Here is a 21867-nt window from a genome sequence, read left to right on the forward strand (position 1 = left end):
TTGGGGTATGACCGCATCAATTAAAGATTGCCGGGGTCGCTTTGCGACCCTTTCGCGGCACAAGGCCGCTCCTACAGAGGACCGCGCCCCCTGTAGGAGCGGCCTTGTGCCGCGAAGAGGGCTGCAAAGCAGCCCCTGGCGTCAGCGAATCTGATGCTTGTGCAACAAACGATAGAATGTCGGTCTGGAAACGCCCAGCACCTTGGCCGCTATGCTCAGGTTGTCGCTGTGCCGGTTCAGCACATCGCACAGCGCCTGGCGCTCGGCCCGGTGCTTGTAGTCCTCCAGCGTGCCCAATGGCTGGTCCTGCTCCTGCAGCTCCTGCAGGCCCAGGTCCTGCGCTTCGATCTGGCGGCCCTCGGCCAATACCAGGCCGCGCCGCACCCGGTTGGCCAGCTCGCGGACATTGCCCGGCCAATCGTGGCGCCCCATGGCCGCCAGGGCGCCGTCGCTGAACGAACGCGGGCGCCGCCCGGTCTCGGCGCTGTAGAACTGGGAGAAATGACTGGCCAGCATCGACAGGTCGCCATGCCGGTCACGTAGCGGCGCGGTCACCACCTGCAGGACATTGAGCCGGTAGTACAGGTCCTCGCGAAAGCGCGCCAGCGCGATGGCCTTCTCCAGGTCCACATGGGTCGCCGCCAAAACCCTGACGTCCACGGCGATCGGCTGATTACCCCCTACCCGCTCGATGTGCTTCTCCTGGAGAAAACGCAGCAGGTTGGCCTGCAACTCCAACGGCAGGTCACCGATCTCGTCGAGGAACAGGGTGCCGCCATTGGCCGCCTCGATACGCCCCACCTTGCGCTGGTGCGCCCCGGTGAACGCGCCTTTTTCGTGGCCGAACAGCTCGGACTGGATCAGGTGCTCGGGGATGGCACCGCAGTTGATGGCGATGAAGGGTTTGTCGCGCCGTTGCGATTGCCGGTGCAGTGTACGCGCCACCAGCTCCTTGCCCGTGCCGCTTTCGCCACGGATCAGCACCGGCGACTCGGTCGGTGCCAGCTTGCCCAGCAACTTGCGCAGCTCACGGATCGGCCGGCTCTCGCCCAGCAGTTCGTGTTCGGGCTCGTCCACCCGCACCGGGCCCTTGCCACGCAACCGCGCCATGCCGAAGGCGCGACCCAGGGTGACCTGCACCCGCGAGACGTCGAACGGCAAGGTGTGGAAGTCGAAAAACCACTCGCAGACAAAATCACCGACATTCTGCAGGCGCAACTCTTCGGCGCTGAGCACGGCGATCCATTCTGTATTGCTGCGCTTGATCAGGTCCTTGACCGCCTCGGGATGCAGCAGGTGCGAGGCCTGCAGGCGCACCAGGCCGACATCGCAGGGCTGCTCCATGGCCGCCTCGAGTGTGCAACTTCGTACATCCCAGCCAACGCTGCGCAGTCCCGGCAAAAGGCGGTGGCAATCGTCGCAGGGGTCGACGATCAGCAAGCGGCGGAGGGATGCGGTATCGAGCATGACCTTTCCTTGGCGCCAGATTATGGTTTTTTAACTGTAAACAGACAGTTGCGACGCCCGAATTAACAGTAGCAATGAAGTTGACGCTCCCCACTACCGTTGGTCAGCCCGGTAAGAAAGCCGCATGCCGCGCTGGGAATTTTCCGACTCAATTACCGTCTTAGGCGCGATGGGCAGTCAGGAAAACATCGCCGATATAAAAAATTTCAACGGCCATGTGACTTCAACCCTGATCTGGAGCATCAGTACGAATAACCCCGCGCTGTACACTTTTATGGAGTAACACCGCGGCACCTTATTTCGCTGTTTGGGACCATGAGAGAGACCGAACCATGAACGCCCCGCTCCGTGTCAACGAAGCACTGCTGATCGCCGACCACGCCTTCGAACCCTTCCAGTGCGTAGCCTGGGATGCACCCAACGGTACTGGTGAGCTGAGCCTGGCAGTGATCGACCGGACCAGCACCCGTATCGGCAGCAAGCAAGTGTCCTCGCGCGTCTATTCCGACCCCGCGCAATGGGCCAGCCTGATCGAGGAAGTGCGCGCCGAACTGTCCGGCAAGGGTTACGACCTGCAACCCTGGTCGATGCCGAAGTAAAAGAGCACTGGGCCACAAGTGCGTGATTGCCACGCACTTGTGCAAGTTTCCCCACTGTCGGGGAAGCTTTTTAATTGCGACATCCTGTCGCAGTTACATGTTTACTTGATCACCGCGAACTGCTCGATATGCCGATAGTCGGCCTGCAGTTGTTCGGCAAGTTGGCGTGCCCGGCCCACGCGCACTGCCGCTGTTTCCATATCCACCAGCAACGTCACGCAAGGAAGCGGCTGTAACGCCGGGCCCTGTTGCAGACGGCCATCGGTCAACACCAGGCAGCGCTGTACCTCATAGGGCAAGCGCTTGCCCCGGGCCAATAACCACTGACGCGCCTCTTCCAGCGCCGCCGGCAACGGTGTACCGCCGCCCGCCCCCAGCGCTTGCAACCAGGGCTGCAACGCCGCCGAGGCTTTCAGGCCATGGCGCTGCCACTGCGGCCGGTTGCCGCTGGCCGTGAGCAAGGCCAGACGCGCACGTTGCCGATAGGCCTCATCGAACAACCCGGCCAGCAGTCCCTTGGCCTGGGCCAGCGCCTGGTTGCGTCGGGTCGACGCCGACGCATCGACGATCACCAGCCACAGTTCCGGCGCCTGGGCCTGGCGCTGTTGCCAGCACAGGTCGCGGCGCTGGCGTGGCCGCCCTTTGAGCAAGGTCGCCAACCAGGCGATACGCCCACTATCGCTGGTGCGCGGGCGGCCCCGGGAAGTCCCCGTCAAATGACCGACGCGAGGCCTGGCATCCGCCACCCGATCATGGCGCGAGCGGATGCTCAGGGCTTTTTTGCCCAGTTCGGCACCTCGCGCCGAGCACCTGTGGCCACTGGCTGCGCAGGCAATGCTCCCCAATCGCCCTGACCGCCAGGCGCCTCCTGCGCACTCGCCTGCCCGCCTGCCGAAGTGGCCTGGGGTGGCAGTGCCTCGGTGCGGCGCCGATGGCGCAAGGCAAACTCGGCAACCGCCTGCACATCCGCCTCCTCGATCACCGAATTACCCCGCCAGGCGGCATGGGCCCGCGCCGCGCGCAGCCAGACCAGGTCTGCACGCAAGCCGTCCACCCCGGCGGCGAAGCAGCGCTCGGTGATCCAGGCCAGGGCCTGGTCGTCCAGGGCGATCGATGCCAGGCGCTCACGGGCCGAGCGGCAGCGCTCGCGCAACGCCGCCTGCTGTTCGGCCCACTGATCGCAGAACGCCTGAGGATCGCTGTCGAAAGCCAGCCGGCGACGAATGATCTGCTGACGCGCCTCCGGCGCCGGCAAACCCTCCAAGGCCACGTTTAGGCCAAAACGGTCGAGCAACTGCGGGCGCAGCTCGCCCTCCTCCGGGTTCATGGTGCCGATCAGCACGAAACGAGCGGCGTGCCGGTGGGAAATGCCATCGCGCTCGATGCGGTTGGTGCCGCTGGCGGCCACGTCCAGCAGCAGGTCCACCAAGGGGTCGGGCAACAGGTTGACTTCATCGACGTACAACACCCCACCATCGGCATGGGCCAGGACGCCCGGCGAAAACCGCGCCTGGCCCTGGCCCAGGGCGGCATCCAGGTCGAGGGTGCCGACCAGGCGCTCCTCGGTCGCACCCAACGGCAGGGTCACGAACGGGCCGTCGCCCAGCAGGTCGGCCAAGCCCCGGGCCAGGGTGCTCTTGGCCATGCCCCGCGGCCCTTCGATCAGCACGCCGCCGATCTTCGGATCGATCGCCGTCAGGCACAGGGCCAGCTTGAGGTCGTCGGCGCCGACCACGGCGGCCAGGGGGAATTGTAAGGGTTCACTCATGTTCAGCTGTCTTCCTCGCCGGCGAGCAACTGCTGCTCGAGGCTTTCACGATAGTCGCCCGGTTCCTGCCACAACCCGCGCTGCTGGGCTTCCAGCAGGCGCTCGGTAAGGTCGCGCAGGGCTTCGGGGTTGTGCTCGCGCATGAAATCACGGGTGGCCGGGTCGAGCACATAGGCATCGGCCAAGCCCTGGTAATGATGGTCGTCGATCAGGTGGGTAGTGGCATCGAAGGCGAACAGGTTGTCGACCGTGGCAGCCAGTTCGAAGGCACCTTTATAGCCATGGCGCTTGGCGCCGTCGATCCACTTGGGGTTGAGCGCCCGGGCACGGATCACCCGGTTGAGTTCTTCCTTGAGGGTGCGCACCCGCGGCCGGTCGGCCTGGCTGTGGTCGCCGTGGTAGCTGGCCCGCGACGTGCCGGCCAGGGTTTCGGCGGCTGCCAGCATGCCGCCCTGGAACTGGTAGTAATCGTTGGAGTCGAGCAGGTCGTGCTCGTGGTTGTCCTGGTTCTGCAGCACCGCCTGCACCTGCGCCAAGCGCTGGGCGAACACGGCGCGGGCCGGCGTGCCCTCGTCGGCTGTGCCATAGGCGTAGCCGCCATGGTTGAGGTAGACCTCGGCCAGATCGTCGCGGTTGTGCCACAGGCGTCCGTCGATGGCGTTCTGCACACCGGCCCCATAGGCGCCGGGCTTGGCGCCGAACACTCGCCAGCCGGCCTGCCGCGTCGCCTGCTCGGGCTCGACGCCGGCCCCGAGCAGCGCTTCGCGCTCGGCGCGCACCCGCGCGGCCAGGGGGTTGAGGTCGTCCGGCTCGTCTAGCGCCGCCACCGCCTGCACGGCGGCATCGAACAGGCGGATCAGGTTGCCGAAGGCGTCACGGAAAAAGCCCGACACCCGCAGCGTCACGTCCACCCGTGGCCGGTCGAGCAGGCTCAGCGGCAGGATCTCGAAGTCATCGACCCGTTGGCTGCCAGTTGCCCACACCGGGCGCACGCCCATCAACGCCATGGCCTGGGCGATATCGTCGCCGCCGGTGCGCATGGTCGCCGTGCCCCACACCGACAGGCCCAGCTGGCGCAGGTGGTCGCCGTGATCCTGCAGGTGGCGCTCGAGGATCAGGTTGGCCGAGGCGAACCCCAGGCGCCAGGCCGTGGCGGTGGGCAGGTTGCGCACATCGACGGTATAGAAGTTGCGCCCGGTGGGCAGCACGTCCAGCCGGCCGCGGCTGGGCGCGCCACTGGGCCCGGCCGGGACGAAACGACCGGCCAGGGCCGCCAGCAGGCCATCGATCTCGGCAGCGCCGCAGGCGTCGAGGTCGGGGGCGACCTGCTCGACCAGCGTGTGCAGCACCGCGCGCACCGCCTCCCATTCGAGCCCGTCCGATAGCGCGAGAGTGCCCAGCAGGGTCTGCTCTATCAGTGACAACGCCAGCAACTCCAGGCGCTCGCGGGTATCGCCACAGGTTCGCCAGAGGCTGGCGTCGAGTTGCACCAGCAGGTCCGGGCGCGGCCCGTCCCACGCCTGCCCCAGGTCACAGTCCAGCGGGTCGAAACCCAGCGCCAACGCCTTGGCCAGCACACGGATCAGGCTGGCGTTGCCGCCCTTGCCATCGCCCCGTGCCACCCGCAGCAACGCCAGCAGCGTATCGCTGCGCAAACGTCCCTGCGGCGATTGGCCGAACACGTGCAGGCCGTCGCGGATCTGCGATTCCTTCAGATCGCACAGGTAGGTGTCCAGCCGCGGCAACCACACCGCCGCATCTTCCATCTGGCCTTCGAGCTGCAACTCACGGTCGATATGGTGGGTCTTGACCAGTTCGAGAATGTCCCGTTGCAGCTCGCGGGCACGACGCGGGTCAAGTAACTGCGCCTCGTAGTATTCGTCGGCCAGTTGCTCCAGGTGGCGCAGCGGGCCATAGGTCTCGGCACGGGTCAGCGGCGGCATCAGGTGGTCGATGATCACCGCCTGGGTGCGGCGCTTGGCCTGGGCGCCCTCCCCCGGGTCATTGACGATGAACGGGTAGATGTTGGGCAACGGGCCGAGCAAGGCATCCGGCCAGCACTCGGCGGACAGGCCCACGCCCTTGCCCGGCAGCCATTCCAGGTTGCCATGCTTGCCCACATGGATCACTGCGTCGGCGGCATAGCCGTTGCGCAGCCAGAAGTGGAACGCCAGGTAGCCATGGGGCGGTACCAGGTCCGGGTCGTGGTACACCGCGCTGTGATCCACCTGATAGCCCCGCGCCGGCTGTATACCGACGAAGGTCAGGCCGTAGCGCAGGCCGGCGACCATCATGCGTCCACCGCGGAACATTGGATCCTGCTCGGGCGGCCCCCAGCGCTCCAGCACCGCGCGTTGGTTGGCCTCGGGCAACGCGGCAAAGGCGCGCTGGTAGTCGGCCAGGGCCAGGCTCTGGGCGCAGGGGCGCTGGTCGAGGTGATCGAGGTCGTTGGTGACCCCGCCGAGCAGTTGGTGAATGAGCTCGGTGCCGCTGTCGGGCAGGCCGGCCACCGGATAACCCTGCGCTTGCAGGGCCTCGAGTATATTGAGCGCCGCGCCCGGCGTGTCCAGGCCGACGCCATTGCCGATGCGCCCGTCGCGGGTCGGGTAGTTGGCCAGCACCAGGGCCACGCGCTTTTCCTGGTTGTCCAGGCGCGCCAGGGTCACCCAGCGCCGTGCCAGCTCGGCGACGAAGTCCATGCGCTCGGGATGGGCCCGGTAGAAGACTACATCGGACTGGCTGCGCTCGCTGCGCCAGGCCAGGTCCTTGAAACTCACCGGCCGGGTGATGATGCGCCCGTCCAGTTCCGGCAGGGCGATGTGCATCGCCAGGTCGCGGGCGCCCAGGCCCTGCTCGCTCTGCTCCCAGCCAGACTGGTTGTCCTGCGCGCAGATGGCCTGCAGCACCGGTACATCACGGCGCAGCGGACGCAGGTTGGGTTGTTCGGGGCTGGACAGGGCGAAACCGGTGGTGTTGATCACCACTTCGGCCTGCACCTCGTCGAGCCAGGCCTCGACCTGGTCCAGGCAGGCGCGCTCCTTCAGGCTGGCCACTGCGATGGGCAGTGGGTTCAGCCCGCAGGCCCGCAGGCGCTGGCAGAACACATCGATGAACGCCGTGTTGGCCGCCTGCAGGTGCGAACGGTAGAACAGCAACGGCGCCACCGGATGCTCCGGGTGCCACTCGGCGTACCAGTCCTCAAGACGCGCCGTGGCCTTGATCGGATGGTAAACCGCCGTGCGCGGCAAGGGCTGCGGCTCATCCCACGGGTAATCGCGCCCCAGCCACCGGCTGGCCAGGCAGTTGAACAGGTTCACCGCGTTGGCCTTGCCGCCCTGGCGCAGGAAGTGCCAGAGGCGCTCGGCCTGTTCGCCGCGCACCGTGCCGAGGTCAGTGAGCTCTGGATCGGGACGGTCGTCACCAGGCACCAGGATCAGCTCGACCCCACGCCCCGCCAGTTCGACCAGTTGCTCGACACCGTAGCGCCAGTAGCCAACGCCGCCATGCAGCGATACCAGGATCACCTTGGCATGGCGCAGCACCTGGTCGACATACAGGTCGACCGAGGCATGGTTCTGCACCTGCATCGGGTTGGCCAGGCGCACGCTGGGGAAGTCCGCCGGCAGTTGCTCGGCGGTTTCGGCGAGCAGCGCCAGGTGTGAATCACCGCTGCAGAGGATCACCAGGTCGGCGGGGGTCTGGCCGAGGTCGGCGATGCTGTCGTCCGGCACGAAGCCGCCGGGTTGGGTCCGCAGCAGGTGCATGGATCAGGCGCCCAGAACCTGGCGCAGGCGCGCTTCCAGCTGTGCGGCGTCCAGCGCCTGGCCGATCAGCACCAGGCGGGTGATGCGTGTTTCATCGCTGCGCCAGGCGCGGTCGAAATGCTTGTCGAAGCGGGTGCCCACGCCCTGGATCAGCAGGCGCATCGGCTTGCCGGGGATGGCGGCGAAGCCCTTGGCACGCAGGATGCCGAACTCGGTGACCAGCTGGGTCAGGGCGTCGAGCAGCAGGCTCTCGTCGGCCTCGGGCAGATCAATGGAGATCGAGTCGAAGGCGTCGTGGTCATGGTCGTCATGGTCATCGCCGTCGTGATGCGAGTCGTGATGGGTACGACGACCATCGATATGCGCCTCGGACTCGGCGCCCACGCCCAGCAATACTTCCAGCGGCAAGCGACCGCTGCTGGCCTCGATCACCTTGACCGCCGGCGGCAGCTCCTCGGCCACCTCGGCGCGGACCTTGGCCAGGCCCTCGGCATCAATCAGGTCGGCCTTGTTCAGCACCACCAGGTCGGCGCTGGCCAGCTGGTCGGCGAACAGTTCGTGCAGCGGCGACTCGTGGTCGAGGTTGGGGTCGAGCTTGCGCTGGGCGTCGACCTGGTCCGGGTAGGCGGCGAAGGTGCCGGCGGCCACGGCCGGGCTGTCGACCACGGTGATCACCGCATCGACAGTGCAGGCATTGCGGATTTCCGGCCACTGGAAGGCCTGTACCAGCGGTTTGGGCAAGGCCAGGCCACTGGTCTCGATAAGAATGTGATCGAGATCGCCGCGCCGGGCCACCAGCTCGCGCATCACCGGGAAGAACTCTTCCTGCACGGTGCAGCACAGGCAACCGTTGGCCAGCTCGTAGACGCGGCCGTTGGCCTCCTCCTCGGTGCAGCCGATGCTGCACTGCTTGAGGATCTCGCCGTCGATGCCCAGCTCGCCGAATTCGTTGACGATTACCGCGATGCGGCGGCCCTGGGCGTTGTCGAGCATATGGCGCAGCAAGGTGGTCTTGCCCGAGCCGAGGAAGCCGGTGACGATGGTGACGGGAAGCTTGGCCAGTGTTTTCATGTCGCGGTGCCCTTGGCAGCAGTGGCGCGGGCATGCAGGACGACAGCCACGACCATGCCGGCCTGGCGCGTTCGCCACCGGATCACCCCGCCCGGTTGAAAGTCGAAAACGTCACGAGGCAGGTCTCCTGGCTTGCACCGCTGCGGCACGCTGGCCGGCGGGCCGGCGCCTTCCCGCGCGCCTGCGCAGTGGCTGTGCCGAACCCTTCAGTGCTTACAGTTGCGGGGGCAGCCGCGGCTTGTACCGCGTTCCCGTCTTAGCCCGGGCCAACGCCCGAGAACCTCGAAACGGCAAGGCTACGCAGTGCCTGCCTGGCGGTCAACCGCTGCGGCGATTGACGCGGGCCCGGCCCCGTGATTTGCTAGCGCATTGCGTTCAGGTGCCCCCGACGGGGGTGAAACGGGAAACCGGTGCGTCGTGCCTCCATTCAAAGGAGCCGACAAGGCCGGTGCTGCCCCCGCAACGGTAAGCGAGAGAAGCGTCCAGACCACTGTGCTAAACGTATGGCATGGGAAGGTGACGCCATCGAAGGAGCCTTGCTCCACCTCGCCAGCCCGGAGACCGGCCTGACGTGCTCACAGTACACCCCGCGGTGGGCGGGCGTCGTCGTATCACCTGGGCCGGCCGTGCCCGGGGTCGTCGCGCATGCCCGTTGCCACAACAAAAGCAGCAGAGGAACGCGTCATGCCCATCACCAGCGCCAAACACAGTATCGCCACCCCCGTCAGCCTCAGCCAGCGACTGATCGTCGCGGTCGGCGCCAGCCTGCTGGGCCTGTGCCTGGTGTACTTCGCCGGTTTCTCGCACATCGAGGCGGTGCACAACGCCGCCCACGACACCCGCCACAGCGCCGCCTTCCCTTGCCACTGAGTAAACCCGCATGATTACGCGCATCGCCCGTACCGCGGGTTTCAGCGGCCTGCTCGCGGCCCTGCTGCTGACCTTGCTGCAAAGCTTATGGGTCGCCCCACTGATTCTCCAGGCGGAAACCTACGAATCCGCCGCCCCGGTCGCCGAACACCATGAGCACGGCGACGCCGTCGCGCCCCACGAGCATGAACACAGCGCCGAGGCCTGGGCGCCGGAAGACGGCTGGCAGCGCGTGCTGTCCACCACTGGCGGCAACCTGGTGGTCGCCGTCGGTTTCGCCCTGATCCTGGTCGCCCTCTATAGCCTGCGCGAACCGAACCGCGTGGCCACCGGCGCGCTGTGGGGCCTGGCTGGCTTTGCCGTGTTCTGCCTGGCGCCGACCCTGGGCCTGCCACCGGAACTGCCCGGCACCGCCGCCGCCGACCTCGGCCAGCGCCAGACCTGGTGGATCGGCACCGCAGCGGCCACCGCCGCTGGCCTGGCGTTGCTGGTGTTCGCCCGGCACTGGTTGTTCAAGTCCCTTGGCGTCGCCCTGCTGGTGATCCCGCACCTGATCGGCGCGCCGCAGCCGGCGGTGCATGAAAGCCTGGCGCCGGAAGCCCTCGAGACCCAGTTCAAGATCGCTTCGTGGCTGACCAACGCCGCGTTCTGGTTGGCTTTGGGCCTGCTCAGCGCGTGGCTGTACCGTCGCTCCAGCCAGGCCTGATGCACGAGTTTCCTGCCCAGCCGGCGCTGTACGCCGGCTTTGGCTGTCGCCGTGGCTGCCCGGTCGAGACGCTGGCGGTGCTGCTGCGCCAGACGCTCAACCGCCACGCCCTGCCCCTCTCGGCCCTGCGCGCCATTGCCAGCATCGAGCCCAAGGCCCGCGAGCCCGGCCTGCTGGCATTGGCCGAGCGCCTGGGGCTGCCTTACATCTGCTTCGACGCCACGCATCTGACGGTCTTCGAACCGCTGCTCAGCCATCGCTCGGCCACGGTGTACGCCCAGACCGGCTGCTGGGGCGTCGCCGAAAGCACCGCCCTCGCCCTGGCTGGCGACAACGGCCGCCTGCACGTGCCCAGGCAGGTACTCGGCGGCGCTACCCTGGCCCTGGCGATCGGCGGATAATCCGCTGCAAATTTCTGCAAGGAACCCCCATGACGGTCTATTTCATTGGTGCCGGCCCCGGCGATCCGGAGCTGATCACGGTCAAGGGCCAGCGCCTGATCCGCCAGTGCCCGGTGATCATCTACGCAGGCTCCCTGGTCCCCGCCGCTGTACTGGAAGGTCATCAGGCGCACACCGTGATCAACAGCGCCGAACTGCACCTTGAACAGATCGTCGAGGTGATGCGCCAGGCCCATGCCAAAAACGAGGATGTGGCCCGGGTGCACAGCGGCGACCCCAGCCTGTACGGCGCCATCGGCGAACAGATCCGCCACTTGCGCGAACTGGACATCGACTACCAGATCGTCCCCGGCGTCACCGCCACCGCCGCCAGTGCCGCGCTGCTCGGTTGCGAGCTGACCCTGCCCGACGTGGCACAGACCGTGATTCTCACCCGCTTTGGCGACAGTTCGCCGATGCCGGCCGGTGAGCAACTGGCCGACCTGGCCCGCCACGGCAGCACCCTGGCCATCCACCTGGGCGTGCGCCACCTGGCCCGCATCGTCGAGGAGCTGCTGCCACACTATGGCCTCGACTGCCCGATCGCGGTGGTCCATCGTGCCACTTGGCCGGACCAGGACTGGGTCAAGGGCACCCTGGCGGACATCGGCGAGCGCGTGGCCGCCAAAGGCTTCCGGCGCACGGCGCTGATCCTGGTCGGCCATGTGCTGGGGGACGCGCCGTTCGCCGACTCGGCCCTGTACCGTGCCGGTCACGCCCACCTCTATCGCCCAGGCTCGTGAAACGATTGCCGACCAGGGGCGCGGCGTAGCACACTGGATTTTCCAACTGGATGGAAACCAAGCCCATGCTCGAACTGCGCCCCAACTGCGAATGCTGCGACACCGACCTGCCCGCCGAAAGCCCGGATGCGCTGATCTGTTCGTTCGAATGTACCTTCTGCCGCGCCTGCAACGACCGGCACTTCCACAACCGTTGCCCGAACTGCGGCGGCCAGCTGGTGGCCCGCCCCACCCGTGTCGGCAAGGTCCTGGACAACAATCGCGCCTCGACACAGCGCGTGCACAAGCCGCACGCACCCTGTGCCTGAACCTTTCTTGTAGGACTTTTCTACAGGTTGGTGCAGGTATTTCAACACACCTATACTCGCCTATTACCAAGGCTCCTGAATATCCGTAAGGTGCGCGCTGCCCAGCAAGTCCGCTGCCCAGCGCCTGTAATCGTAGGCTGGAAGCGCGCTGCACTTTGACAGGAGTTACCTGAATGACATCCGTGCTGTTGGTCGATGACCATCACATTGTTCGACTTGCCGTACGCATGCTGCTCGAACGCGAACGCGAACGCTTCACCGTCGTGGGGGAAACCGGTAAAGGCAAGGAAGCTGCCCGCATGGCCGAGCAGACCAAGGCGGATGTGGTCATCCTCGATATCGGCCTGCCGGACCTCGACGGCATGGAGGTGATCAAGCGCCTCAAGCTGATCGACCCGCCGCCGCGGATCATGGCCCTGACCGGCCAACCCGCCGACCTCTACGTGCGCCGCTGCATGGACGCCGGCATCTCGGCCTTCGTCAACAAGGACGAAGACCTCGACGCCCTGGTCTTCGCCCTCAAGGCACTGGTCAAGGGTTACTCGACCTTCCCGCAGATGGCGGTCAACAGCAATACCCTGGAAAGCGAGACCGAGCGCCTGGCACTGCTGTCCAACCGGGAAATGGAGGTGCTGCGCCGGCTCAGCGCCGGCCAGAGCAACAAACTGATCGGCGAGCAGATGAACCTCAGCGCCAAGACCATCAGCACCTACCGCGGCCGGATCATGGAGAAACTCAAGGTCGAGTCGCTGGTGGAAATGGTCGACCTGGCCAAACGCAACAACGTGGCCTGAGCCATGCACAAGGGGACATCGCTTTGCCTGCTGCTGGTCGCGCTGCTGTCGCTGCCCGCCAACGCCGAAGTGCACAGCGAGCCCCGCCACCTGCTGGCCCGAGCCCTGAGCGCGGCGCCACCGCTGGCGGTGGCCGCTTCCGACCGGCAGTGGCTCAATGAACGCAGGCGCCTGGTACTGGGCAGCTCGCACCCGGACTACCCGCCCTTCGACATCAACATCAGCCAGGCCGACTACGAGGGCCTGACCGCCGACTACGCCGGCCTGATCGCCGAGCAGTTGGGCGTGCCGATCGAAGTGCGTCGCTATGCCAGCCGCGCCCAGGCCCTGGATGCGCTGCGCGCGGGCGAAATCGACCTGCTGGGCAGCTCCAATGCCTTCGAAGCCAGTGATGCCGACCTGGTACTGAGTACGCCCTATGCCGACGACCTGCCGGTGATCGTGTCGCGACAGAACCAGAGCCTGCCCGAGGGTGACAACCTTGAAGGCCTGCGCCTGGCCATGGTCGACCATTACCTGCCCATCCATACGGTGCAGCAGCTCTACCCACGCGCGCAGTTGAACCTCTACCGCTCCACCCTCGCGGGTGTCGCCGCGGTGGCACTGGGCCAGGCCGATGTCTACCTGGGCGATGCGATCAGCGCCGACTACGCGATTGCCAAGGGTTTCCAGGAACGGGTCAAGGTCGATCACTTCGTCAAGGCGCCACCCAGCACGTTCGCCTTTGCCCTGGCCCGCGACGACCAACGCCTGCTGCAACTGGTCGACCTCGCCCTGGCGCGCATCGCCGACAGTGAGCGGCTGAACATCCTGCGCCGCTGGACCGGTGGCAGCACCAGCGTCCTGCTCGACCGTCGCCTGGACGCCCTGACGGCCGAGGAGCGCGACTGGATCGCCCGACACCGGCAGATCAAGGTGATGATCAACACCTCTCTCGCGCCGCTGAGCTTCACCGATGCCCAACAGCAACCTCGGGGCATCGCCCTGGACTTGCTGGAGCGTATCGGCCTGCGCACCGGCCTGCGCTTCCAGGTCGTCGAGTCGGAATCGTTCGAGGACATGGTCGAGCAGGTTGCCCAGGGCAAGGCCGACATGATCGGTGCCATCGGTTACGGTGTGCTTCGCGCCCAGCGCGTGCGCTACAGCCGCCCCTACATGATCAGCCCACGGGTCCTGGTCACCCGCCAGGACGCGCCAGCGCTGGACGCCGCGCAACCTCTGCAAGGCCAACGGGTGGCATTGCTGCGCGGCTCGCCTTCGCTCGAAGGGCTCGAACGCCAGTACCCCGGCCTGCACACCGTCGAACGGGAAAACCCCCTGCAACTGATGGAGGCCGTGGCCAACGGCGACGCTGATGTCGCCCTCAGCTCGCAGATCAATGCCACCTACTTCATCAACCAGGTGTTCAACGGCCGGCTCAGGATTGCCGGCTTGCTGGGCGACGAACCGGCGCTGGCGACCTTCGCGGTAAGCCCGACGGAACACCAGTTGCAGGCGATCCTCGACAAGGCGTTGCTGAGCATTCCACCCGACGAGCTGGAGCAACTGGTCAATCGCTGGCGCACCAACACCGTGGTCAGCGACAGCCCCTGGCGCAACTACCGCACCCTGGCCCTGCAGGTCCTGGTTCTGGCCGCCCTGCTGCTGACGGGCGTGGTGTTCTGGAACACCTACCTGCGCAAGTTGATCCACCAGCGCAGCGAGGCCCAGCGTGCGCTGCAGGAGCAGCTGGCACTCAGCCGCGGCCTGCTCGAACAGTTGCGCCAGGCCAAGGACGATGCCGAACAGGCCAGCCGGGCGAAGAGCACCTTCCTGGCGGTCATGAGCCATGAGATCCGCACGCCGATGAACGCCGTCATCGGCCTGCTGGAAATGGCCCTTGAGGACAGCCGGCACGGTCATAGCGATCGCCAGGCCCTGGAGGCGGCCCACGACTCGGCGATCGGCCTGCTCGAGCTGATCGGCGATGTGCTGGACATCTCACGCATCGAGTCCGGCCACATGACCCTGCAACCGGTGGCCGTCGACCTGGTCGACCTGATCCGCTCCACCCTGCGAATCTTCGAGGGCAGCGCCCGCCTCAAGGGGTTGGCCCTGCGTGCAGTGCTGCCTGGCGCCCCGGCCTGGGTGCTGGCCGATCCGTTGCGCCTCAAGCAGGTGCTGTCGAACCTGTTGAGCAACGCGATCAAGTTCACCGACCACGGCCAGGTCGACGTGTCACTGCTGATGACCTCGCTCGATGCCGGCCTGCACCAGGCCAGCTTGCAGATCAAGGACAGCGGCGTGGGCATTGGCGCCAGCGACCAGGCGCGGCTGTTCACCACCTTCTCCCAGGTCGATGGTCGCCAGGCCCGCCAGGGCGCCGGCCTGGGGCTGGTGATCAGCCGCGAGCTGTGCGAACTCATGGGGGGCGAGCTGACCCTGCACAGCATCGAGGGCCTGGGGACCCAGGTCGATGTCCGCCTCACCCTGCCCGGCGCCGAGCCCAACACCGACGCGACGCTCGTCAACCCGGTGGTCGAAGTCCTCAGCGGGCCGCTGCAGGTCCTGGTGGTGGACGACTATCCGGCCAACCTGCTGCTACTGGACAAACAGCTGCGCTCGCTGGGCCACCAGGTGAGCCTCGCCGACCAGGGCAAGGCGGCGTTGGCACTGTGGCAGGCAGGTCACTTCGACGTGGTGATCACCGACTGCAGCATGCCGGTCATGGATGGTCATGAGCTGGCCCGCGCCATTCGGGCGCAGGAGCGCAAGACTGGCGCATCGGCCTGTCGCATCATCGGCGTCACCGCCAACGCCCAGGCCGAGGAGCGTCAACGCTGCCTGGACAACGGCATGGATGAATGCCTGTTCAAGCCGATCGGCCTGCAGGCACTCAGGGCCTGCCTGCCACTGGCTGCCGCGCCCCAGCCTGACCTGGCTGGGGAAGCACCGCGCCCCAGCGGCTTCGACCTGGCCGAACTGCGCCACCTCACCCAGGACGACAACCAGCTGATCAGGCGCCTGCTGGAGCAGCTGGCACGAAGCAGCGCCGAGGACCTGCAGGCACTGCAGGCGCTCGGCGCCAATCCGTTACCCGAGGCCCTGGTACCGGTGGTCCACCGGGTCAAGGGGGGCGCCAAGATGCTCAAGGTCAGGGGCGTGAAGCAGGACTGCGAGGCCCTGGAGCAGGCCATCGCCCAAGGCGAGCCGGTGGACCGGCTGCTCGCCCGGCTCCAGGCCAGTCTGCACGGACTGGAGCTGGAGCTGCGCCAGAGCCTCAGTGCAATTGAAGGGTCGAACTGATCTGGCTGATCGCGTCCACCACGTGCCGCGACCCCTGCTGGATCTCCATGATCACCGTGCCGGCCTCGTTGGCCAGCTCCACGCCAAGCCCCGTACGGGTCAGGCTTGATTGCATGCTGGCCACCGCGGTCAGTGACAGATCATGATTCTGTCGCACCACCTCGACAATCTCCAGGGTCGCCTTGCTGGTGCGCGCCGCCAGGTTGCGCACCTCGTCGGCGACTACGGCGAAGCCCCGGCCATGCTCGCCGGCGCGGGCCGCCTCGATGGCAGCGTTGAGCGCCAGCAGGTTGGTCTGGTCGGCGATGCCGCGGATGGTCAGGACAATCTGCCCGATCACCTCGGACTGCTTGCTCACCGCATCGATGGTGCGCGCGGCATCGTTCAGCTCGGTTGAAATCTGCTCGATCACCTCGACCGCCTGCTGCACCACCTGGGTGCCCTTGCGCGCGCAGGCGTCGGTCTGCATCGAACTGGCATGGGCGGCGTCGGCGGCGGTCTGCTGGGTGCTGATCTGACGGGTGATGTCGCTGGCGAATTTCACCACCTTGTACAACCGGCCCTTGTTGTCGAAGATCGGGTTGTAGGACGCCTCCAGGTACACGGTCTGGCCTTGTTTGTTGACGCGCTCGAAGCGGTGCGAATGGTACTCGCCGCGATTAAGCGAGGCCCAGAAGTCGCGGTACTCGGCCGACTCGCGCTCATGGGGCAGGCAGAACAGCCCATGGTGGCGCCCGACCACTTCCTCCAGGCGATAGCCCATGGTATCGAGGAAGTTCTGGTTGGCCTTGATCACCCGCCCGGCCGGGGTGAACTCGATCACCGCCATGGAGCGGCCGATGGCCTTGAGCAGGCTTTCGCTTTCATGCTCCTCGATCACATGCCGGGTGATGTCAGAGGCCACCTTGATCACGCTGGTGACCTGCTGGCGCTCGTCGATCACCGGCATGTAGCTGGCCTCCAGCCACACCTCGCGACCGGCCTTGTCCAGGCGCTCGAAGGTGCCGCTGATGGCCTTGCCCTCACCCAGTTCGCGCCAGAGCTGTTGGTACTCGGCGCTCTTGGCGTAGGTCGGGTCGCAGAAAATCCGATGGTGCTTGCCGCGGATCTCGTCGGCACTGCAGCCCATGGTCTTGCAGAAGTGCTCGTTCGCCTCGAGGATCGTGCCATCCGGCGCGAACTCGATCATCGCCATGGAACGGCTGATCGCGGCCAGTTTCGCCTCCATGCCCGCCAGGGCCTGCCGGGCGCGCTGAATTTCGACCAGATCGGACTTGCGATGGTATTCGAACATGGGCCGGGGCTCCTGTATCCACGGGATGCCCTGAGCATAGATCGGCCCAAGCGCCATGCAAGCGATCTGATATCACTTTTGGATTAGGCATTTGTACCGTCTGTCTGCCCGTGGCCACAACTCCCGCCAGTCCAGGCCCGGGCTGTCGTCAGAACTGCACGCCGCGGGTCAGGCCGCCATCGACCAGCAGGTTGGTGCCACTGATGAAGCTTGCCGCCGGACTGGCCAGGAACACCGTGGCCCGGGCGACCTCTTCCGGCCGCGCCATGCGTCCGAGCGGGTTGGCCGCCAGGCTGCGGGCAAACGCCTCGGGCTGCTCGCGTTCGATCCGCCCCCAGACGCCATCGGCGAAATAGACGTTGCCGGGCGATACGCAATTGACCCGGATACCCTCGCCGGCATGGCGCGCCGATAGTGTCTTGCCGTAGTGATTCAGCGCGGCCTTGAGCACCCCGTACGGCTCGTCGAAGCTGCTCAGTTCACGTCCGGACACGCTGGAGATCAAGACCACCGCCGCCTGCGCCGAGGCCCTGAGCCAGGGAAGCGCCGCCGTCACCATGCCGACCGTGCCCAGCAGGTCGGTTTCGAAGGCCTGGCGCCATATCCTGGCCTCGCTGCCGTGGGCCAGGGCGCTGACGTTGGGCACGACGATATCGATGCCGCCCATGCGCTCGGCGGCAGCGGCGATCCACCCGTCGACCTGCACGGCATCGGTGATGTCCACCGCCCTGCCGCGGGCCTGGTCGCCAAACTCGGCCTCGGCCTGGCGCACCCCAGCCTCGTCCCGCGCGCAAAACGCCACCTGGGCGCCTTCGGCGAGAAAGCACTCGACGATGGCCCGACCGATACCCCGTGTGCCGCCGCTGACCACGACCCGGGCACCTTGCAGTTGCAGATCCATGTACTGATTCCTCTGGCTGGTTGAATTGCCGGCGAGTGTAGGCACAGCCCCCCGTCAACAGTGGAAGCGGGCGCAGAAAAGCCTCAAGGTTCGACATTGCCGAACTCGAGCGCCTGCGCCACCTTGCGATTGCAGGCACAATGGGCAGCCATCGAATGCCGGGATCGCTTTATGTCCGCCAACAGTCGCCAGATCCAGTCCCTGGAGCGAGCCATGCACCTGCTCGAACTCATCCGCGCCGGAGGCGGCCGGGCGCGCCTGAACGACCTCGCCGAACGCAGTGGCCTGGGCAAGAGCACGGTCCATGGGCTGCTGGATACCTTGATGTCGCTGGGATACGTCACCCGCGAGCAGCGTCACTATGCCCTCGGTCTGCGCCTGCGCCAGCTGGCACAACCACTGAGCGAGACCGAGCAGCGCCTGCGCCAGGCCTTCACCCCGGCGCTGCGCGCCTTTGCCGACCTGTGTGGGGAACACTGCTTCCTGGCGGTGCCCGGCGGCACGCGTGCCTACCTCACGCTGGCAGCACTGGATGGCCGGGGTCAGGCGTTGCAACTGCCCGCGGACACCCGTCGCGACGGCCTGGCCACCTCGGCGATCGGCAAGGTACTGTTGGCCCATGACCCTCAGCTGGCCAGGCAACTGCTGCGTACCCAACCGGTCCCGCAGACGCTCGAGCAGGAGCTGCACCAGGTCGCCAGCCAGGGGTTTGCCCTCGACCTGGCCGCCTCTCGTGAAGACCTGCACTGCTTCGCCCTGCCCCTGCGCCTGCGCGGCCAGGTGGTCGCCGCACTTGGTGCCGGCGGGCCGGCGCAACGCCTGCAGGCGCCGGTAATGCGACGCATGGCGACCCGGGCGATGCGCTCGCTGTTCGACCTGGTGAAATGCTGACGCGCGACAAGGCGCAGCGATCTCCGGTTGAAAGTCTGCGAGCCAGTCCACCCGATGCAGGCGACCCTTCTATAATCCCCAGGTACCCGCAGCGCGATGCTGCCCCTCCAGAGGGATACACATGAAGATCGTGGTCACCAGCATCCTCGTCGACGATCAGGCCAAGGCCCAGGCCTTCTACCACCATGTCCTGGGCTTTGAACCCAAGCACGACATCCCCATGGGCAAGCACCGCTGGCTCACCCTCACCTCCCCCAACGATCCCAACGGCGTCGAGCTGCTGCTCGAACCCGACGCCCATCCCGCAGCCAAGACCTACAAGGCCGCGCTCAAGCAGGACGGCATTCCCGCCACTTCGTTCGGCGTGCGCGATATCCAGGCCGAGTATGAACGGCTGCGCAAGGCCGGCGTGCAGTTCACCCAGCCGCCCACGGCCATGGGCCCTGTTACCGTGGCCGTGTTCGACGATACCTGCGGCAACCTGATCCAGATCGCCCAACGGCATTAGCCGACACCCCTGCCTGATACCCGCGTGGTTTTCCCCGCGGACTGCTACATTGCTGACTTCCCCCGGCGCAGCCAGAACAAGGACAACCCATGCGCTACGAATTCAGTGAAGTGCTCAACGACCTGATCGACTATTTCCTGCTTGGCGATGTTCAACTGCTCGAACAGTTCAAGGAAGACCACGACCTGCCTGACGACCTGGCCCGCGCCTTCACCAGCGGCGACAGCGGCGACCTGGCGGTGGCGCAAGGGGTGATCCTGCCGCTGGCCGGGATCGACAACCTGCCCTACCGCATCCTGTTCACCCTCGACGAGCGCACGCCGGCGCTGCTGGAGCCCGGCAGCCGTCTCAAGCATCGTCGTGCGGGGTATGGGCTGCGAGTCGAGAACCGTGCGCTGATGCTGTTCACCTGGCGCGTCCTGCAGCACTTCACCAACAAGGCCCTGGGCGACCTGCTGGCACGCTACCAGGAGCCGGGGCGGCCGATCATCGAGCTGGACAACGGCTGGTACACGGTGGAGGTACTGGCGGGCGCCGTGGTGCGTGACGGGCTGTACGAGCCGGCGATCGAGTTCGTGCTCAAGAAGGCGTATGCCAAACCGCAGACCTCTGCGGTGGATGTCGGGTACCGATTTACCTTGCGTGGATACTTCGACTGATCAACCGTCATCGCGGGGCAAGCCCGCTCCCACGAGCGGGTGGAGCGGGCTTGCGGCCGGTCAGGTGTGGTTGATGTCGCGATCTTTCGTTTCCGGCAGGAACAAGATTCCCAGCACCGCGGTCATTACCGCGATCACGATCGGGTACCACAGCCCGTAGTAGATGTCCCCGGTCGCCGCGACCATGGCGAAGGCCACCGTCGGCAGGAAGCCGCCGAACCAGCCGTTGCCGATGTGGTATGGCAACGACATGGAGGTATAGCGGATCCGCGCCGGGAACAGCTCCACCAGCCAGGCGGCGATCGGCCCGTAGACCATGGTCACGTAGATCACCAGGATGCTAAGCAGCAGCAACACCATCGGGTAGTGAATCTTCGCCGGGTCGGCCTTCTCGGGGTAGCCGGCTTCCTTCAGGGCCGCCGTCAGGGTGGCGGTGAAGGCATCACTTTGGGTCTTCAGGTCCGCCGCGGCCAGGCTGCTGCCCTCGAAGCTCGGGATCACCCGTTCACCGATACGGATCTGCGCCACGCTGCCGGGCTCGGCCTTTTCGTTTTCATACGGGATCGCCCGCTTGGCCAGCAGGCTCTTGGCAATGTCGCAGGAGCTGGTGAACCGGGCCTTGCCCACCGGATCGAACTGGAACGCGCACTGCCCGGGGTCGGCCACCACCACCACCGGGTTCTGCTCCTGGGCGACGAACACGTCCGGGTTGCCGTACTCGGTCAGCGCCTTGAAGATCGGGAAATAGGTCAGCGCGGCGATGATGCAGCCGGCCATGATGATCTTCTTGCGCCCGATGCGGTCGGACAGGCTGCCGAAGACGATGAAGAACGGCGTACCGATCAGCAGCGAGCCGGCGATCAGCAGGTTGGCGGTCTGCGGGTCGATCTTCAACGTCTGCAACAGGAAGAACAGCGCGTAGAACTGCCCGGTGTACCACACCACCGCCTGCCCGGCGGTGCCGCCGAGCAACGCCATGATCACCACCTTGAGGTTTTCCCAGCGGGCGAACGACTCGGTCAGCGGCGCCTTCGACGCCTTGCCTTCGGCCTTCATCTTCATGAACACCGGCGACTCGTTGAGCTGCAGGCGGATGTACACCGAGATCGCCAGCAGCAGGATCGACAGCAGGAACGGGATGCGCCAGCCCCAGGCCTCGAACGCCTCGGTGCCCAGGGCTGTGCGGCAGGCCAGGATCACCAGCAGCGACAGGAACAGGCCAAGGGTGGCGGTGGTCTGGATCCATGCGGTGAAGAAGCCGCGCTTGCCCTTGGGCGCATGTTCCGCCACATAGGTGGCGGCGCCGCCGTACTCGCCGCCCAGCGCCAGCCCCTGCAGCAGGCGCAGGCTGATGAGGATCACCGGCGCGGCCACGCCGATGGTCGCGTAGCTGGGCAGCAGCCCCACCACCGCCGTGGATATGCCCATGATCACGATGGTGATGAGGAAGGTATACTTGCGCCCGATCATGTCACCCAGGCGGCCGAACACGATGGCGCCGAATGGCCGTACGGCAAAGCCGGCGGCGAAGGCGAGCAAGGCGAAGATGAACGAGGTGGTCTCGTTGACCCCGGCGAAGAAGTGCTTGGCGATGATCGCCGCCAGTGATCCGTAGAGGTAGAAGTCGTACCATTCGAACACGGTGCCCAAGGACGAGGCGAAGATGACTTTGCGCTCCTCCCGGGTAATGCCACGTTGGGGCGCGCTACTGCCCGTGGATGCGCTGTCAAGGACCGCCATGGGTCGCCTCCGTCTGGTTGTGGTAGACCGGAGTGCTCCATCAGATCCCAAAGCACGCA

General features: G+C 66.3%; 20 protein-coding genes, 1 pseudogene and 2 riboswitches. Of the genes and pseudogenes, 12 read left to right on the forward strand and 9 right to left on the reverse strand.

The genetic code is table 11. The features are described from left to right. Window positions 1–141: 141 nt before the first annotated feature. Window positions 142–1467 carry a sigma-54 dependent transcriptional regulator gene (locus K2O50_RS14850; protein WP_050705488.1) on the reverse strand — a complete coding sequence of 442 codons (1326 nt, stop codon included), beginning with the start codon at window positions 1465–1467 and terminating at the stop codon, window positions 142–144. 124 nt (window positions 1468–1591) lie between these two features. Here K2O50_RS14850 and K2O50_RS14855 point away from each other — a divergent pair, with 124 nt between their 5' ends. Then, a complete protein-coding gene (locus K2O50_RS14855; protein ID WP_156329628.1) occupies window positions 1592–1750 on the forward strand; it encodes a hypothetical protein in 159 nt (52 codons plus the stop codon). Between the two features lie 49 nt (window positions 1751–1799). Then, complete coding sequence (locus tag K2O50_RS14860; RefSeq protein WP_028690802.1) at window positions 1800–2066, forward strand: hypothetical protein; 267 nt, start codon at window positions 1800–1802, stop codon at window positions 2064–2066. A gap of 101 nt (window positions 2067–2167) precedes the next feature. On the opposite strand, the gene K2O50_RS14865 is transcribed toward K2O50_RS14860, so the two are convergent. From K2O50_RS14865 to cobW, 4 genes are read right to left on the reverse strand one after another with little or no spacing between them, the layout of a single operon-like run. After that, window positions 2168–2782, reverse strand: coding sequence for a VWA domain-containing protein (locus tag K2O50_RS14865; RefSeq protein WP_256205986.1), 615 nt, complete (start codon window positions 2780–2782; stop codon window positions 2168–2170). A 53-nt stretch (window positions 2783–2835) separates the two neighbouring features. After that, window positions 2836–3834 (reverse strand): ATP-binding protein, encoded by a 999-nt coding sequence (locus K2O50_RS14870; protein ID WP_050705487.1) that lies wholly within the window; start codon window positions 3832–3834, stop codon window positions 2836–2838. A 2-nt stretch (window positions 3835–3836) separates the two neighbouring features. Then, window positions 3837–7598 carry a cobaltochelatase subunit CobN gene (gene cobN, locus K2O50_RS14875; protein ID WP_050705486.1) on the reverse strand — a complete coding sequence of 1254 codons (3762 nt, stop codon included), beginning with the start codon at window positions 7596–7598 and terminating at the stop codon, window positions 3837–3839. Between the two features lie 3 nt (window positions 7599–7601). Beyond that, complete coding sequence (gene cobW / locus K2O50_RS14880; RefSeq protein ID WP_050705485.1) at window positions 7602–8669, reverse strand: cobalamin biosynthesis protein CobW; 1068 nt, start codon at window positions 8667–8669, stop codon at window positions 7602–7604. Window positions 8670–8768: 99 nt separating this feature from the next. Continuing rightward, window positions 8769–8969: riboswitch (cobalamin riboswitch) on the reverse strand. A gap of 60 nt (window positions 8970–9029) precedes the next feature. Further along, a riboswitch (cobalamin riboswitch) is annotated at window positions 9030–9254 on the forward strand. A gap of 99 nt (window positions 9255–9353) precedes the next feature. Between cobW and K2O50_RS14885 the strand changes: the two genes are divergently transcribed. The 7 genes from K2O50_RS14885 to K2O50_RS14915 all read left to right on the forward strand — a co-directional run bounded on the left by K2O50_RS14885 (window position 9354) and on the right by K2O50_RS14915 (window position 15815). Next, the gene (locus K2O50_RS14885; RefSeq protein ID WP_028690797.1) at window positions 9354–9539 is read left to right on the forward strand and encodes a CbtB domain-containing protein; all 186 of its coding nucleotides are present in this window, start codon (window positions 9354–9356) and stop codon (window positions 9537–9539) included. A gap of 10 nt (window positions 9540–9549) precedes the next feature. After that, the gene (locus K2O50_RS14890; RefSeq protein ID WP_050705484.1) at window positions 9550–10245 is read left to right on the forward strand and encodes a CbtA family protein; all 696 of its coding nucleotides are present in this window, start codon (window positions 9550–9552) and stop codon (window positions 10243–10245) included. Further along, on the forward strand, window positions 10245–10646 hold the full coding sequence (locus tag K2O50_RS14895) for a cobalamin biosynthesis protein (protein ID WP_050705483.1): 402 nt from the start codon (window positions 10245–10247) through the stop codon (window positions 10644–10646). The genes K2O50_RS14890 and K2O50_RS14895 overlap by 1 nt, the downstream gene beginning before the upstream one ends. Window positions 10647–10675: 29 nt before the next feature. Further along, window positions 10676–11428, forward strand: coding sequence for a precorrin-4 C(11)-methyltransferase (cobM, locus tag K2O50_RS14900; protein ID WP_050705482.1), 753 nt, complete (start codon window positions 10676–10678; stop codon window positions 11426–11428). Window positions 11429–11493: 65 nt separating this feature from the next. Further along, a complete protein-coding gene (locus K2O50_RS14905; RefSeq protein WP_050705501.1) occupies window positions 11494–11736 on the forward strand; it encodes a DUF1272 domain-containing protein in 243 nt (80 codons plus the stop codon). A 173-nt stretch (window positions 11737–11909) separates the two neighbouring features. Further along, the gene (locus tag K2O50_RS14910) at window positions 11910–12530 is read left to right on the forward strand and encodes a response regulator transcription factor (protein ID WP_050705481.1); all 621 of its coding nucleotides are present in this window, start codon (window positions 11910–11912) and stop codon (window positions 12528–12530) included. 3 nt (window positions 12531–12533) lie between these two features. Continuing rightward, window positions 12534–15815 carry a transporter substrate-binding domain-containing protein gene (locus K2O50_RS14915; RefSeq protein WP_050705480.1) on the forward strand — a complete coding sequence of 1094 codons (3282 nt, stop codon included), beginning with the start codon at window positions 12534–12536 and terminating at the stop codon, window positions 15813–15815. On the opposite strand, the gene K2O50_RS26925 is transcribed toward K2O50_RS14915, so the two are convergent. The 3 genes and pseudogenes from K2O50_RS26925 to K2O50_RS14925 form a co-directional block, all read right to left on the reverse strand. After that, entirely contained in the window at window positions 15790–16284 is a 495-nt protein-coding gene (locus tag K2O50_RS26925) for a methyl-accepting chemotaxis protein (protein ID WP_409077828.1), read from the reverse strand. The genes K2O50_RS14915 and K2O50_RS26925 overlap by 26 nt on opposite strands. Window positions 16285–16374: 90 nt before the next feature. Then, a pseudogene (locus tag K2O50_RS26930) lies at window positions 16375–17166 on the reverse strand (PAS domain-containing protein); the annotation flags it as partial. A 91-nt stretch (window positions 17167–17257) separates the two neighbouring features. Further along, window positions 17258–18010, reverse strand: coding sequence for an SDR family NAD(P)-dependent oxidoreductase (locus K2O50_RS14925; RefSeq protein WP_050705478.1), 753 nt, complete (start codon window positions 18008–18010; stop codon window positions 17258–17260). Between the two features lie 171 nt (window positions 18011–18181). Here K2O50_RS14925 and K2O50_RS14930 point away from each other — a divergent pair, with 171 nt between their 5' ends. The 3 genes from K2O50_RS14930 (at window position 18182) to K2O50_RS14940 (ending at window position 20068) form a co-directional block, all read left to right on the forward strand. After that, window positions 18182–18901, forward strand: coding sequence for an IclR family transcriptional regulator (locus K2O50_RS14930; RefSeq protein ID WP_050705477.1), 720 nt, complete (start codon window positions 18182–18184; stop codon window positions 18899–18901). Window positions 18902–19022: 121 nt separating this feature from the next. After that, on the forward strand, window positions 19023–19409 hold the full coding sequence (locus K2O50_RS14935) for a VOC family protein (RefSeq protein WP_050705476.1): 387 nt from the start codon (window positions 19023–19025) through the stop codon (window positions 19407–19409). An 89-nt stretch (window positions 19410–19498) separates the two neighbouring features. Then, window positions 19499–20068, forward strand: a complete 570-nt coding sequence (locus K2O50_RS14940; protein WP_050705475.1) for a hypothetical protein — start codon at window positions 19499–19501, stop codon at window positions 20066–20068. A 60-nt stretch (window positions 20069–20128) separates the two neighbouring features. Here the strand turns inward: K2O50_RS14940 and K2O50_RS14945 are convergent, their stop codons facing one another. Further along, a complete protein-coding gene (locus K2O50_RS14945) occupies window positions 20129–21808 on the reverse strand; it encodes an MFS transporter (protein WP_050705474.1) in 1680 nt (559 codons plus the stop codon). Window positions 21809–21867 lie beyond the last annotated feature (59 nt).

This window comes from Pseudomonas sp. 2hn, from assembly GCF_019646095.1.
In the GTDB taxonomy this organism is placed as follows: Bacteria; Pseudomonadota; Gammaproteobacteria; order Pseudomonadales; family Pseudomonadaceae; genus Aquipseudomonas; species Aquipseudomonas peradeniyensis.